The sequence below is a fragment of the Sphingobacterium paramultivorum genome, assembly GCF_014109745.1.
GTDB lineage: Bacteria > Bacteroidota > Bacteroidia > Sphingobacteriales > Sphingobacteriaceae > Sphingobacterium > Sphingobacterium paramultivorum.
Genome location: NZ_CP058555.1, coordinates 4,938,107 through 4,952,782, shown reverse-complemented (window position 1 = coordinate 4,952,782; position 14,676 = coordinate 4,938,107). Strand labels below are relative to the sequence as shown.

Annotated in this window: 11 protein-coding genes; 4 read left to right on the top strand and 7 right to left on the bottom strand. The window is 35.6% G+C overall.

The genetic code is table 11. From position 1 onward, the window contains the following. Positions 1 to 2,738 precede the first annotated feature (2,738 nt). Positions 2,739 to 3,734, top strand: coding sequence for a quinolinate synthase NadA (nadA, locus tag HS960_RS20640; RefSeq protein ID WP_153845280.1), 996 nt, complete (start codon positions 2,739 to 2,741; stop codon positions 3,732 to 3,734). 228 nt (positions 3,735 to 3,962) lie between these two features. Further along, positions 3,963 to 5,015, top strand: coding sequence for a thiamine-phosphate kinase (gene thiL / locus HS960_RS20635; RefSeq protein ID WP_182330568.1), 1,053 nt, complete (start codon positions 3,963 to 3,965; stop codon positions 5,013 to 5,015). 33 nt (positions 5,016 to 5,048) lie between these two features. Here the strand turns inward: thiL and HS960_RS20630 are convergent, their stop codons facing one another. Next, positions 5,049 to 5,837 (bottom strand): segregation and condensation protein A, encoded by a 789-nt coding sequence (locus tag HS960_RS20630; protein ID WP_182330567.1) that lies wholly within the window; start codon positions 5,835 to 5,837, stop codon positions 5,049 to 5,051. A 160-nt stretch (positions 5,838 to 5,997) separates the two neighbouring features. Here HS960_RS20630 and dxs point away from each other — a divergent pair, with 160 nt between their 5' ends. Continuing rightward, positions 5,998 to 7,926, top strand: a complete 1,929-nt coding sequence (gene dxs, locus HS960_RS20625) for a 1-deoxy-D-xylulose-5-phosphate synthase (RefSeq protein WP_182330566.1) — start codon at positions 5,998 to 6,000, stop codon at positions 7,924 to 7,926. Positions 7,927 to 8,475: 549 nt separating this feature from the next. After that, positions 8,476 to 9,900, top strand: coding sequence for a chromosomal replication initiator protein DnaA (dnaA, locus tag HS960_RS20620; protein WP_046672557.1), 1,425 nt, complete (start codon positions 8,476 to 8,478; stop codon positions 9,898 to 9,900). A gap of 145 nt (positions 9,901 to 10,045) precedes the next feature. On the opposite strand, the gene HS960_RS20615 is transcribed toward dnaA, so the two are convergent. From HS960_RS20615 to HS960_RS20590, 6 genes are all read right to left on the bottom strand, one after another. After that, on the bottom strand, positions 10,046 to 10,453 hold the full coding sequence (locus HS960_RS20615; RefSeq protein ID WP_182330565.1) for a hypothetical protein: 408 nt from the start codon (positions 10,451 to 10,453) through the stop codon (positions 10,046 to 10,048). Positions 10,454 to 10,517: 64 nt separating this feature from the next. Next, positions 10,518 to 10,901 (bottom strand): hypothetical protein, encoded by a 384-nt coding sequence (locus tag HS960_RS20610; protein WP_182330564.1) that lies wholly within the window; start codon positions 10,899 to 10,901, stop codon positions 10,518 to 10,520. 303 nt (positions 10,902 to 11,204) lie between these two features. Next, positions 11,205 to 11,573: a hypothetical protein gene (locus HS960_RS20605; protein WP_147420956.1), complete on the bottom strand. Its 369-nt coding sequence runs from the start codon at positions 11,571 to 11,573 to the stop codon at positions 11,205 to 11,207. Positions 11,574 to 11,724: 151 nt separating this feature from the next. Continuing rightward, positions 11,725 to 12,774 (bottom strand): tetraacyldisaccharide 4'-kinase, encoded by a 1,050-nt coding sequence (gene lpxK / locus HS960_RS20600; protein ID WP_182330563.1) that lies wholly within the window; start codon positions 12,772 to 12,774, stop codon positions 11,725 to 11,727. Beyond that, the gene (locus HS960_RS20595; RefSeq protein WP_182330562.1) at positions 12,771 to 13,241 is read right to left on the bottom strand and encodes a gliding motility lipoprotein GldH; all 471 of its coding nucleotides are present in this window, start codon (positions 13,239 to 13,241) and stop codon (positions 12,771 to 12,773) included. The genes lpxK and HS960_RS20595 overlap by 4 nt, the downstream gene beginning before the upstream one ends. Positions 13,242 to 13,294: 53 nt before the next feature. Next, a complete protein-coding gene (locus HS960_RS20590) occupies positions 13,295 to 14,671 on the bottom strand; it encodes a PSP1 domain-containing protein (RefSeq protein ID WP_182330561.1) in 1,377 nt (458 codons plus the stop codon). Positions 14,672 to 14,676 lie beyond the last annotated feature (5 nt).

Here is a 14,676-nt window from a genome sequence, read left to right as displayed (position 1 = left end):
TTGAAAAAAAAGATTGTGGAATACGTTCGAAAATCTTTGTTTAGTTTTGTCAAGTTCGATTAGAGGCCGTTAGATTTCAATATCTGGGAATTATAGAGTCCCCTATTGAAATATTTAATTCTAATTGAGTTTATATTATTTTTTTAATTTCCTATTGGCTTTTAAAGCGCTTTAGGATTGGATATTTATTTTATTTTTTTTTACATATGGATTTAATGTAGTTTCAGCGCGTTATTTATAATTTTTTCAAGGAAAAATTCGTTTAAGCTGTTTTATACTTGAATATTTTCCCTTGTAGGGTCTTATTTCAATTTAATTGGATTGTAACTGATAGAAATCGATGAAGAAAAGGTTTAATTCTCATTTGGGTGCTATGAGATTTCAATATTTTTGGCTTTCAACCAGATAAATTCTTTTATTGAATTCTAATAGCTACTAATTTTTGCTTTGAAAATTTCTTTGAAAAAGGCAATTTAGTTGATTTTATTATTTGGATTTTAAGTCGTTTTAGGTTTGGTTATTTGCTAATCATACTCAAAAATATTTGAATATGGCTTTGTCAACAAGTTAAAATTGGAATGCGAAATTTTTCAAAATGAAAATTGTAACGGATTTGGTTATTGAGATTTTTTATTCCTGGATCTGGGCGATTGTATTCGGATTTGGCTAAAATATCCATTTGATTTTGACAGCATTAAATTTTTAACAGAATCTAAAGGCGATTATTTAAAAATAAACCCGTTTAAAATTGGATATTTTTTAAAAATTCGTTTTCAATACTTTTTACTGCATTCTATGCGTTTAAATAGTGAATTTTTTACGATCTAGCGTGAATTCGAAGATTAGCTTGTTTATAGTTTTGGATTGCAAATAATTTCTTTAAATAATTTATTGTAGAACAAACAATCTTACTATATTTGCAGCCCAACATTCATTAGATGTCGGAATTATCCAAATTTAGATCAATGACATTCGAATATTGTGGATTATTGTTCTTTAGTATTTTTTTAGATCATTCTCAGGGCGTATTTTTCTAAAATAAAGCTCTTATAGGTCGAATATATTGACTTGATTCGCTATTTGTTTCGAATATTTAATTCTAAGCGACTAAATTGTTTTGAAAGTGCTTTGTCAGTCGCATATTTAGTGTTTTCTTTTAATATTATCTATATATTTGAGTATGAAGCGTTTTAATTCATTAAATTAAATATAAAATTGAAAATTTATAATCTGTAACAAGTTTATCTTTCTCTTTATATTAATTAATATCTTATAACTTACATGTGCTGAGTTTTTGTAATTTATGCGATAATGATTGCCAGAAGATGCTCAGTCTAGCGGGATATACAGTCCGATTCTGTTATATTGAGCTGTCGAGGGGAGCTATTTACTCGATTCCTATCCAGATACTGGGTATAATTGATTTTATTTAAGTTGTATTTATTATTGCTTTTGAATTTTGTGAAATTAAATTGCAAAAATTTTATTAAACCCTCTTAGAATTAAATAAATACACTATCCTCGATTACAGTAGTCAATATTTAATTCTCATCCGCTTTATTTTGGATTCTGTAGCCGTTATTTAGTCGGATATTTCAATTTCCGCGAATTATTCTCTTCTAGATTCCCTTCTACTCTACTCTTTTATATTTTTTTATAAATATCCAATTCTTATTGGGTTTATTTTGAACTATTTAATTCAACGCTATTTCCCTGAATCAGCGTGAGTTTACCCTTACTACAGTCCTATATTCATTTTTACAAGCTGCTATTATTTTTATATGCAATTCTAAAAGCATTTATTCTAGAAATTATCGCCTTCTATTGATTATCTATGACCAATTTTGATTTAGGAAAATTGGTTTTGGCCCCATTCTAGCCTTCGTTGCTGTATAAGTTGGTAAATGGCGAATATATAAACTTCAAATCTTTGCAATTAGAATGGCATATATAAAGACCGTAATGACAAAATAAGCTATACACGATTGTAAGAGCGTTTGTTTTTTATTCGTTGCTATTTATACGGTTTCAGTGTTGGATGCATGCACAATTCCCTTAAAATTTACCGAATGAACTCGCTGAGAATTTGATATAAAATTATAGATCAATCCAGAATCCATTAATCTCTCCTATACGAGTTCAAAAACGTTTTTTAATCTGAAATGTTAATAAATAAAGCTTCCTTTTGTGCTATATTTTTCATTGTTTTGTAATATGCCTAAAAACGTTCCTTAGGCTATGAAGGTTGGATGTAGATGAAACTGATTTTCGAAGATAGAAATAATGTGAAATAAACCCTTTCAGCTTTTGGTATAAATGAAGAGTTCGAATAGTTTCCGAAATATTCAAGTCTAAAAGAGTTTATATGGGCGTAATATTGTTTGGTTAAACTTTATATAAACTAATTTAACTATTAATACTTGCAAACGGTTGATTTGTATTTTGAAATAGGTATTTAGCTGTCGGTTCTGCAAGATCATGGAATTGGGCAATATGTGCAGTTGTTCGATCAAATTTGCAAACTGACTTTACCCAATAAGCTGGACTTGGCAAATCCGTTGTAATCTGTTACTTATTAATAATACGTTTTATATCAGTGTTTTATTTGTTATTATCTAATAATGGGGCACATTCAAGCAAGAGGTATATTACCATGACCTGATTAATTTGCTTTTAATTGACTTTTATATATCTAACAATGCTTATTTTTGCTGTTCATAAAAGTTGAAACTACTCGCATGGAAATTGTAAATTATGAGCTTCAAGCAAAAGGTTATATCGATGCTCCGATTGATCCCTCACTGGATTTGATTAAAGAGATCCAACGATTAAAGAAAGAAAAGAACGCTGTCATCTTGGCTCACTATTATCAAGAGTCTGAAATTCAAGATATAGCAGATTATATAGGAGATAGCCTTGGCTTATCCCAGGAAGCTGCGAAAACTGATGCAGATGTAATTGTTTTTGCTGGAGTACATTTCATGGCTGAGACGGCTAAAATACTTTCACCGACAAAGAAGGTTCTTTTGCCAGATGCCAAAGCAGGTTGTTCGCTGTCAGATTCTTGCCCTCCGCATCTTTTCGCTAAATTTAAGGAACAATATCCTGATCATTTGGTCATCACTTATGTAAACTGTACAGCGGAATTGAAAGCGCTTTCCGATATTGTATGTACCTCTAGTAACGCTGTTCAGATCGTAGAGAGCCTGCCAGTGGGTCAGAAAATCATTTTTGGCCCGGATCGTAATCTCGGAGCATACGTTAAAAAGAAAACAGGACGAGATCTTGTGCTTTGGAACGGTGCATGTATGGTCCATGAAATTTTTTCTCAAGATAAAATTGATCGTTTGAAAAGCGAGCACCCCGAGGCTAAGTTTATTGCCCATCCGGAATGTGAAGATCATATACTGGCGATAGCTGATTATGTGGGATCGACTGCCGGCATGCTTAAATTTACCCAGACAGATACGGCCCAAGCTTATATTGTTGCTACAGAATCAGGTATTCTCTACCAAATGCAAAAAGCAAGTCCACATAAGACTTTTATTCCTGCACCTCCTAATAATGCCTGTGCATGTAATGATTGCCCGCATATGAAGCTTAATACGCTTGAGAAGCTATATAACTGTCTGAAGTATGAATCGCCCGAAATCCTTCTTCCCGAGGATGTTATTCTCCGAGCCCAGCGTCCTATTGAACGTATGTTGGAAATATCGGCAAGTTTAGGCTTATAGAAATCTGCATAATTTTTGATCATAACCAAGACAATAACTGATTGGTTTTCAATGATCAATAATGATTTTGTTGAGCTGTTTATATGTAGTTCAATGAAAGAGTCCAATGTATGAGCAGGGGAGTCATTGGTCTTATAGTAATACTTATTTTGTAATGCCATTCAAATAAATCTTTGGAAGATGATTATCAGCTGGCATTATCTATATTAAACTTTTAAACTTTTTAGCATGTTTGATTTTGATAACACCGAGCGAACTAATTTGGAAGAAATGGGTGAGTTCGGTTTGATTGATTATATAAAAAAAGCTGTAGAATTAACAGAAAAATCCACAATTAAAGGGATTGGCGATGATGCTGCTGTTCTAGATTTTGGAGGTAAGAAAACCTTGATATCTACTGATCTACTGTTGGAAGGGATTCATTTTGATCTTAGATATGTTCCGTTAAAACATCTAGGTTATAAAGCTGTTCAGGTCAATTTGAGCGATATTTACGCGATGAATGGAATAGCTTCGCAAATTACCTTTTCAATAGGTCTGTCCTCAAAATTTCCATTGGAAGCTGTAGAAGAGATTTATCAGGGAGCTTTGATTGCCTGTAAGAAATATAATGTTGACCTAATTGGGGGAGACACTTCGGCTTCAGCCCAGGGTTTGGTTATTTCCGTGACAAGCATTGGTCATGCTGATGCAGATCAGATCGTTTATCGTAGTGGTGCACAGGAAGGTGATCTCTTGTGTGTGTCTGGTGATCTAGGAGCAGCTTATATGGGCTTACAGCTCTTGGAGCGTGAAAAGGATATCTATTTAGAAAATCCAAATGTACAGCCTGATTTAGAGGGAAAAGATTATATCGTTGAACGTCAATTGAAACCTGAAGCCCGGAAAGATATTGTTGAATTATTTGCCAAGCTAGGGATCAAGCCCACAGCGATGATGGATATTTCAGACGGGCTTGCATCAGAAATTCTACATATTTGCAGACAATCTGACAAAGGTTGCAGATTATATGAAGAAAAGATTCCATTGGATCAGATGACTTATGATACAGGGCGGGAATTTGGCATTGATCCAACCGTAGCTGCACTTAATGGCGGTGAAGATTATGAACTACTGTTTACAATAGCTCAGACTGATCATGATAAAATCAAAAACTTACCGGATATCAGCATTATTGGTTATATGACGCCAAGATCCGAAGGTTGTGAGATGATTTCCAAATCTGGGAATCTTTATCCGATAACAGCCCAAGGTTGGAATGCTTTTAAGAAAAAAGATTAATACGAAAAAGACCTGTCTCTAACAGGTCTTTTTTTATGCTTCTTGCTCTTCAAGCCGGAGTTCCTCCGCCTCATTTGGATCTCTTTCACCTACATTGAAATTGTTATAGCCTAAGCCCACTTCGATCTGTAATAATCTCTGTTGCAGCATTTCAAGAATTGCTAAAAAGTTATAGACAAATTGTATTTTATTTTCTGAGTTTTTAAGAATTTCTTGAAAATCCAATTTTTTATTGATTTCAATTAGTTCGGCTATTGCTTTCTTCTGTTGTTCAATGGTGTATGGATATTTGACAACTGTATGTGTTACTTCAGGGGGACGATTACGGAATTGATACATCATTTGCTCGTAAATCATCATTAGACTATAAAGGTCGAAGCTATCCAAATTTTCTCCGGTAGAATCTAATTTTAGTCTCTGTTGGATATCATAGCGTATGTTGCCTCGGTTGTATAGTTTGAGACGATCCTCTTCCAAGACTCTCAAATCTTCACAGGTCTCTTTAAATTGCTTATAGAGAATAAGTTTTTGAACAAGATCTTCTCTAAGATCGATTTCATTCTCATTTTCGTCTAGATCTAGACGAGGCAAGAGCATTTTAGCTTTAATACGCATCAGTGTCGAAGCAACAAAGATAAACTCGCTTGCCATTTCCATATTGAGCGCCTGCATTTGGCTCACATACGATAAAAAATCATCTGTAATCTTTGAAATCGGTATATCGTGGATATTTAGTTCATCCCGTTCGATAAAAAATAATAATAAATCAAAAGGTCCCTCAAATTGAGGAAGCTTGATTTCGTAGCCTTCTTCTACTTGCATATCTTATACAAATTTACATATAAAATCTTTTGGAATAACTTCGATACAAACTATTCATTATTTTATTTGTTGTACCCCAATATGTAAATGCGATTTAATTTTAAAGATTAAATAAAATTGTCGTTACTTTGTACGAACATATCATGTAAATAGCAGTACTATGCAGTTTGAGGCTGGAGAACTATTAAGTAAAATAAACGATCCCTCTGATCTTAAAAAGCTAAAGGAAGACCAATTAGAACAGTTAAGTCAGGAATTACGTCAATTTATTATTGATCAGGTTTCGGTTAATGGTGGTCACTTTGCAGCAAGTTTGGGAGTCGTCGAGTTAACGGTGGCGTTACATTACGTAATGAATACCCCATACGATCAATTGATCTGGGATGTAGGTCATCAGGCTTATGGGCATAAGATCCTAACGGGGCGTCGCGATATATTTCATACAAATCGAATTGAGAACGGAATTTCTGGGTTTCCTAACCGTTTTGAATCTAAATACGATGCATTTGGCGTTGGGCACTCATCAACATCTATTTCTGCAGCATTAGGTATGGCGGTTGCTTCCCAAATAAGGGGCGAAAAGGATCGTCAGCATATCGCGGTTATTGGTGATGGTGCGTTGACTGGTGGAATGGCATTTGAAGCATTGAATCATGCCGGTATTTCCAAATCCAACCTTTTGGTTATTCTGAATGATAACTGCATGTCCATTGATCCTAATGTAGGTGCATTGAAGGAGTATTTGACAAGTATTACAACCTCAAAACGATATAATCGTTTTAGAGACGATATTGCAGCTGTATTAACCAAGATTTCTGAAGTTGGTCCAAATGCACTTGGTATTGCCAAAAAACTGGAAAAAAGCATAAAGGGAACTTTGTTAAAAAATGCCAATCTCTTTGAATCTTTAAATTTTAGATATTTTGGACCGGTTGATGGGCATGATGTCAAGAAATTAGCCAAGACCCTTGAAGACCTTAAACATATACCAGGCCCTAAATTATTGCATGCCGTCACCATCAAAGGTAAGGGCTTTGCGTTAGCTGAAAAAGATCAGACGAAATGGCATGCTCCAGGTTTATTCGATAAAATTACGGGTGAGATAAAGAAGTCTTCGAATGATAAACCGGTAGCGCCTAAATTTCAAGATGTTTTTGGACATACTTTAGTTGAGCTTGCGGAAGAAAATGATAAGATTGTGGGTATAACGCCTGCAATGCCTTCTGGTTCTTCTATGAACATTATGATGAAAGCTATGCCTGACCGCGCATTTGACGTTGGTATTGCTGAGCAGCATGCGGTTACGTTCAGTGCAGGACTCGCAACACAGGGATTATTACCGTTCTGTAATATCTATTCGTCTTTTATGCAACGCGCTTATGATCAAGTAATCCATGATGTTGCATTACAAAATCTAAATGTTGTTTTCTGTTTGGATCGTGCGGGAGTGGTCGGTGCAGATGGCGCTACACATCATGGCGCTTATGATATAGCGTTTATGCGATGTGTCCCAAACATGACAGTTTCTGCTCCGATGAACGAAGAGGAACTGCGAAATTTGATGTTTACTGCACAGTTGCCTAATAAAGGTCCTTTTGTTATCAGATACCCGAGAGGAAATGGCGTTATGCCGGATTGGCGTCGTCCATTTACAGAAATAGAAATAGGAAAGGGACGTCTTATAACAGCAGGAGAGGAGCTTGCTATCTTAAGTTTTGGAGCGATAGGAAATGAAGCTGTTAAAGCGGTACAGCAGTTAAATGAATTGGGAATACATCCAGCGCATTATGATCTTCGATTTGCTAAACCATTGGATGAAGCCTTGCTCCATCAGGTCTTTCAGAAGTTTGGTAAAATTATCACGGTTGAGGATGGAAGTTTACAAGGGGGCATAGGTTCGGCTGTATTGGAATTTATGGCCGATCACGGATATCATAGCCAGGTTGTTCGTTTGGGTATTCCGGATAAGATCATTGAACATGCTGAACAAAATGCACAGTGGAAGAATGCGCACTACGATGCGAATGCGATCATAGCAGAAGCTAAAAAACTTTGTAATGGAAAATTGACCAGTTCAATGGTCGGATAAGAGTTATATATTTGACAAACAAAAAAGGAGATCCATATGGACCTCCTTTTTTGTTTGTCAAGTGTGCGTATGTTTAAGTTTACAATTAATCTCATCTGTTACAATTTGTTTTTTTCTAAGATATAATTTGCACTGATTTTTCTTTTATGGTTATGCATAAATAACTTTAATAGTCCTCTGACAATGATGTTAAGTTGGCTTTAAATTCTTATAAATTTAATATTAAAAATATATGAACTAAAGATTGTAATTAGCTATTATTTTGGTTAATTTAGATTTAGACCTTAAAGACTGATAGGTAGTAAGTTTGCTACTTTTTTTGTTCTTTTTTTTGAAATAAATTTGGAATGTTAATAATTATTTTTAGAGATCAATTTTAGCGCTAGTTTTCCACAATTTTACACGGTAAAAATCTGATATATAGTATCTTATCAATTATTTTATATTTTAGTTTTTTAGCTGATTTTTTTTTGTCATCTTCGTTCTCAGAGAAAGTTATCAACATATTTTTTGTCGCGTATTGTAAATCAACTTATTAACAATTTTAGAATGGAAAAAACGTATTCAAGTGTCTGGAATAATTGTCTTTCGATTATCAAAGATAATATACCAGCACAAAGTTTCAAGACCTGGTTTGAACCTGTGAAAGCAGTCCGTTTGGAGGGTGACGTTTTGACTATTCAAGTGCCTAGCTTATTTTTTTATGAGTGGCTGGAAGAACACTATGTAGGAATTCTTCGCAAGACCGTAAAGAAATTCTTAGGAGAGCAAGGTAGATTGGAATACAATATTGTAGTAGAGAAGTCTTCAGCTTCTCATCCTTATACGACTAATCTTCCATCGAATGGCAATGGAGCAGAAGGGAAAAGGCAATCTATCCCTGTGCCGGTATCTTTAAATAGGGATATCAAAAATCCGTTTGTTATTCCTGGATTGAAAAAATTGCAGGTTGATCCGCAATTGAATCAAAACTATACATTCGAAAATTTTATCGAAGGTGAATGTAACCGTCTTGCTCGCTCTGCAGGTTATGCTGTAGCGAATAAACCAGGTGGTACTTCATTCAACCCTTTGATGATTTATGGTGATGTTGGTTTGGGAAAGACACACCTTGCCCAAGCAATCGGAAATGAAATCAAAAGAAATCTTCCCGATAAATTGGTCATTTATGTGTCTTGTGAAAAATTCTGTCAACAGTTTGTGGATTCATTGAAAAATAACACGATCAATGACTTCGTTAACTTTTATCAAGCAATGGATGTCATCATTATGGATGATGTGCACAATTTTGCTGGTAAAGAAAAAACACAGGATATTTTCTTCCATATTTTTAATCATTTGCATCAATCTGGAAAGCAGATTATTTTAACTTCAGACAAAGCGCCTAAGGATTTAGCTGGTTTGGAGGAACGTTTGCTTAGTCGTTTTAAATGGGGATTATCTGCAGATATTCAAATTCCTGATCTTGAGACGAGAATGGCAATTTTGAAGAAGAAGATGTATTCTGATGGTATTGATTTACCTGAAAATGTAGTGGAATATGTCGCAACACAAATCGATAATAGTGTTCGTGAGTTGGAAGGAGCCATGGTTTCATTATTGGCTCAGTCTACATTGAACAAGAAAGAGATTGATTTGGGCTTAGCAAAATCGATGTTGAAGAATTTTGTGAAGAATACCCATAAGGAAATTTCAATGGACTTTATTCAGAAATTAGTTTGTGAATATTTTGAAGTTCCTGTAGATATGGTAAAGTCGAAAGTGAGGAAGCGTGAAATCGTGCAGGCCAGGCAAATTTCGATGTATTTAGCAAAAGCCCATACCAAATCTTCACTAAAATCGATCGGAGCATTCTTCGGAGGAAGAGACCACTCGACAGTCATTTATGCATGTCAAACCGTAGAGGATTTAATTGAAACTGACAAGAAATTTAAGACTTATGTAAGTGATATTATGAAAAAATTGAAATCTTAATATCAATTACAGTAAGTAAAAACAAAAAGGGCTGTCCAAGTAATATGGACAGCCCTTTTTTGATGTATTTAAGACGCTGTAAGGCATAAAAAAGCCTCTGGACATGCACTGCATGTCCAGAGGCTTTTCATTCGTTCTCGAATGATTATTGTTGTTGATTGCTCTGTCCGTTACCGGATTCTTTTTGTTCTGTTGTTTCTTGCGTTGCCGGAATGTTTACGGGAGGTCGCTCAGTAACATATTTCTGATAAGCAACTTTTTGTTCATCTGTTAGCAATTGTGCTATTTTAGTATCTGATTCACCCTGTATTTTGGCAATATTCTCCTTTTTGACGTCAGCTTTAGTCGTGGAATCCTGAATGACAGCCGCTATAGCCTTTTCTTGATCCAATACGATTGTTGATACTGCAGTTTTCTGCTCGTCATTTAATGTCAGCTTTGTGACTAACTCAGTCACTACCTTTGTTGCATTTTCTTCAGGAGTTGTTTGTTGTGCAAATGTTAGGCCCATCGCTAGGAAGAAACCTATGCCTGCTAAAAATAACTTTTTCATGATGTTCAATTTTAGATGAAATTATTTAATGTTTTTCTACTACCTAATTTTACGTTGTTGTTGATTATTGACCGGATTCAGTTTTGGTAGGCTGAGCTGTAGTCGGCACGGCTTTAGCTGGTCTTTCAGTTATGACTTTTTGATAAAGGGATTTCTGATCTTCGGTAAGTAATTGACTGACTTTGGTATCCACTTCAGTCTGTAGCTTATGAAGTGCATCGCTTTTCGCTTGAGCAGAAGACCCACTATCTTTTACTATTGTCTGTTCTGCTTTTACCTGATCCAATAGAATGGTTGATACCGCAGTTTTTTGCTCATCATTCAGATGCAGTTTCTGTACAAGTTCAGTCGTTGCTTTAGCAGCTGCATCCTCGGGACTAACCTGTTGTGCAAACATCAGGCTGAGAGTCAAGCAAAATCCTATTCCTGTTAAAATTAGCTTTTTCATATCTATTGTATTTAAAAAGTTACAATTAAACGATCTTGCTATAAAAACTCGGAAAGGGGTCTTTTATTGTATCAACTATGTTACTTTAACAAAGTTTTAACATTAACTGGTTGTAATTCATGGAAATATGGGTTTTTATCTGTGATGTGAAATGCAAAAATTGATGATATCGTTGTTATTGCACTGTTAACAGGATCGATAAAGTTAGACGAGCTTAATTGTGATGACAACGTCAGAATAGAACTGAACGTGAAATAAAAAAGGCCTTGTTTTTTTACAAGGCCTTTTCTAAGATAGCTTTATTTAATTTTCGGAACGTTTAGACATTCTTTCTTTCATTTTTTCTTGCTGTTCGTCAAATAGCTTAGCTTGGTCAGGAGTAAGCCATGATTTGATTTTGGTTGTTTGTATTTCCTGAAGCTGTTTAAATTTTTCCATACTCGCTTTTCGATCTCCACCATCATTTCGAAGTGCAGCCCGTTGTTGAGCCTGACTTAATGTAAGGTTATAGATCGAATCTTTTTGCGTTTGATTGAGGCTTAATAATTTGTCTAAATGCTCTACGCGCATTTTAGCTTGTTCTTCAGGACTACGTTGCTGACGTTGTTGGGCAAAAACTCCTGTAGCACTTAAAAATAGACAAGCTACTGCCATTAAAATTTTCTTTTTCATCTTTGTATAGTTTATATCATGAGTGCCGAATATCGGGTGTACACTCAATTTGTTCATTATAGACAGAGCGAAAACTTTTGAGATTCTCTGTTTACATATAGAATATAAATTTGATGAAAAAGTTTAGTATAGCATCTGATATTAACAAAATTTAAGGTTGATTAACACTTTGATCCACTGCATCATATAGCCTTTTATGGAATATTTCCTGTTGGATGGGGTCGTGAAATTGAAGACCAATTGGCAGATAAGCCAAATCAATTGCAGTAAATTGCTGTTTAAAAGGTTTTAATCGCTGAAAGTCCTTTTCTGTTGTCAATACTATTTTGTTGCTACTCGCCAGATTGTGGTAAGATTTTGCAATTTGATTGATATCCGATTCAGTAAAAGAATGATGATCTTCAAAGGAAATGTGTTGGATTGAATTGGCTTTGTTTTGGAGATAATACACTAAGGGCTTAGGTTTAGCAATACCCGTAACCAAAATAATGTCTTTGCCTTTGATATCGATTAGACTTCCTTTACTATTGATGGGTTCAAGATAGTCGATATAGCTAAAAACAATTAAAGCTTCTTTGTTATAATACCTGATTTTGTTTTCTATCCGTTTTTTTTCTTTGGTAGAAAGATCAATAGGACATTTCGTAATTGCTATGATCTGTGCGCGTTTGGCCTCCATAAGGAGATCCCTAAAGTTTCCTGTAGGAAAAACAAACATTGGACTAGCAAATGATAGAAAATCAAACAATAGAATATTGAAAAGCGGCGATAATTTCCGATGTTGATAGGCATCATCCAAAATAATCAGTTGATGATCTGATTGAAGTTTTTCTATTCCCGTACAGCGATCTTCACAAACCGCAACAGTGATAGCCGGAAATTTATTTTTGAACTGTAAGGGCTCGTCACCGACGTCCATAGCCGATGAATCCGTCTGTACCAGATAAAACCCTTTGGAGCTACGTCCGTATCCTCGACTGAGTATTGCCGTTTTAAAATGACCTTTAAGGCTAGAGACCACAAGTTCAGTCATTGGACTTTTTCCTGTTCCACCTACGGCAAGATTTCCTATGACAACAGTTGGAATGTCGAAAGACCGCGAGGGAAGCAGCTTAAGATCATATAATCTATTTCTTATCCACACTACAAGGGCATAGATGATGGTAAAAGGAAATAATAGATATCGTAATAAGCGTATCATTTTGGAACAACGGTTAACCCTACGTCTGTGATTTCTTTCAACGGATTTTCTTTCATGTTCTGTTCGATGGAAATCGTATAAATTCCTGTATCCGGAAATAGGTAATCTTTATGGATGATGGATTGATTGTTATACAAGCTACCGGAGGATTTTCCTATCCATTTTCCATCCGATCTGGCCATTTTTATTTCTTTACGAAAAGTATATTGCTTTTTACCTGGGCCTCGTTGGTAAATAAGTACAAAAAGATTGGAAAAAGCATATTCCGGTGTATGACGGACATCCATCAATACATCATATCGTTTGGTCTTGTCGCCGATATGGAATTGAAAACTAGGCGGTGACGTATTCAGCCAAGCTTTATTATCAATGGGTTTATTTTCATTTATGACAAAAGTTTGGTCACAAGAACACCCTATGCCAATACATAACAAACCAATAAAGAAAGGAGAGCTTTTGAGTTTCATGTTTATTTATAAAAAGAATATGCCTAATGGGTTAAAATTAGGCATATTTTTTTTTATTCTGCTTTCGGTGCAGCATTGTTGTTATTACCTTTGTTTTTATTCCGATGGCGATTGAAACGCTTTTTGGGTCTGTTATTAGATCCTTCTTTATTTTCTTTATTCGCGCTTGGGGCTCCAGCATCGGTCGAAATCTGAGGTTTAGCACTTTGTCTAGGTGTACTTTGTTCGGACTTCTCAGTTTTTTGTCCAGCCTTACTTTCAGGTTTGACAGTACTGCTTTTGGATTTTCTTTTTTTCTTTCTTTTATTCCGATCATCAAGTCGAGTTAAGCTATCCTGTCCGACTACATTTTCGTAATCGTAATTGATATTTTTCTCTTCTCTGACTTCATCGTTATCTACTGCACTCGAAATTGCTTCCGGTTTGATCCCCTGCTTATTCATTTCGACAAACTCTTTGACTTGTTGAACGGGAATGGCGATCCAATTTTCGGCTCCAGGAAAAGAGAACCACATCATTTTCTTGAAAATATCGGTCTTTTGAAGATAAGCAACTCCTTTTAGGGTTTCGATGCGGTCGATATTATTCGGGATGTCTTTTAAAGCATCCATGTAACTATCCAATTCATAATTGAGACAGCATTTTAATTTTCCGCATTGTCCCGCTAACTTTAACGTATTCAAAGAAAGATTTTGATAACGTGCTGCCGATGTAGAAACCGTTTTGAAATCCGTTAACCAGGTTGAACAGCAAAGTTCGCGACCACAGGAGCCGATTCCACCGAGGCGGCTAGCTTCTTGTCGCATACCTATCTGGCGCATTTCAATGCGTATTCTGAAAGCTTCAGCCATTTTTTTGATAAGCTCACGGAAATCCACGCGGCCCTCAGCAGTGTAGTAAAAGGTAGCCTTGGTTTTATCACCCTGGTAGTCAACATCAGAAATCTTCATGGACAAACCCAGGTCCAAAGCCAGTTTACGTGCTTTGTGCATAGTTTCCCATTCGAGATCTTTTGCTGCGTTATACTTCTCTGCATCCATTTCATTGGGCTTCCGATAGATTTTTTTAGTTACCATTTCTGGGGTAACATTGTTCTTTTTTAATTGTAGTCTGACCAATTCACCTGTTAAGGAGACATGTCCGACATCATAGCCACCAGTAGAAGGTTCTACAACGACCATCTCCCCCATTTCAAGGTAGGTATTGTCTACATTAATAAAGAAATCTTTTCGTGATCCCTTAAATCGTACTTCGACGATATTAAATGGTTTATAGTTTGAAGGCATATCCATATCGGAAAGCCAGTCATATACATCTAATTTATTACATCCGCTAGTCATGCAAGAGCCATTATTCTGACATCCTGCCGGTGTACCATTTGCCGTGGTAGTACCGCAACCTCCGCCGGATGAGCAACTGCCACATCCCATAGTTT

Excerpts from the sequence above, each read along its gene's own strand:
- nadA (WP_153845280.1), top strand. The coding sequence starts at position 2,739 with ATGGAAATTGTAAATTATGAGCTTCAAGCAAAAGGTTATATCGATGCT.
- thiL (WP_182330568.1), top strand. The coding sequence starts at position 3,963 with ATGTTTGATTTTGATAACACCGAGCGAACTAATTTGGAAGAAATGGGT.
- HS960_RS20630 (WP_182330567.1), bottom strand. The coding sequence starts at position 5,837 with ATGCAAGTAGAAGAAGGCTACGAAATCAAGCTTCCTCAATTTGAGGGA.
- dxs (WP_182330566.1), top strand. The coding sequence starts at position 5,998 with ATGCAGTTTGAGGCTGGAGAACTATTAAGTAAAATAAACGATCCCTCT.
- dnaA (WP_046672557.1), top strand. The coding sequence starts at position 8,476 with ATGGAAAAAACGTATTCAAGTGTCTGGAATAATTGTCTTTCGATTATC.
- HS960_RS20615 (WP_182330565.1), bottom strand. The coding sequence starts at position 10,453 with ATGAAAAAGTTATTTTTAGCAGGCATAGGTTTCTTCCTAGCGATGGGC.
- HS960_RS20610 (WP_182330564.1), bottom strand. The coding sequence starts at position 10,901 with ATGAAAAAGCTAATTTTAACAGGAATAGGATTTTGCTTGACTCTCAGC.
- HS960_RS20605 (WP_147420956.1), bottom strand. The coding sequence starts at position 11,573 with ATGAAAAAGAAAATTTTAATGGCAGTAGCTTGTCTATTTTTAAGTGCT.
- lpxK (WP_182330563.1), bottom strand. The coding sequence starts at position 12,774 with ATGATACGCTTATTACGATATCTATTATTTCCTTTTACCATCATCTAT.
- HS960_RS20595 (WP_182330562.1), bottom strand. The coding sequence starts at position 13,241 with ATGAAACTCAAAAGCTCTCCTTTCTTTATTGGTTTGTTATGTATTGGC.
- HS960_RS20590 (WP_182330561.1), bottom strand. The coding sequence starts at position 14,671 with ATGGGATGTGGCAGTTGCTCATCCGGCGGAGGTTGCGGTACTACCACG.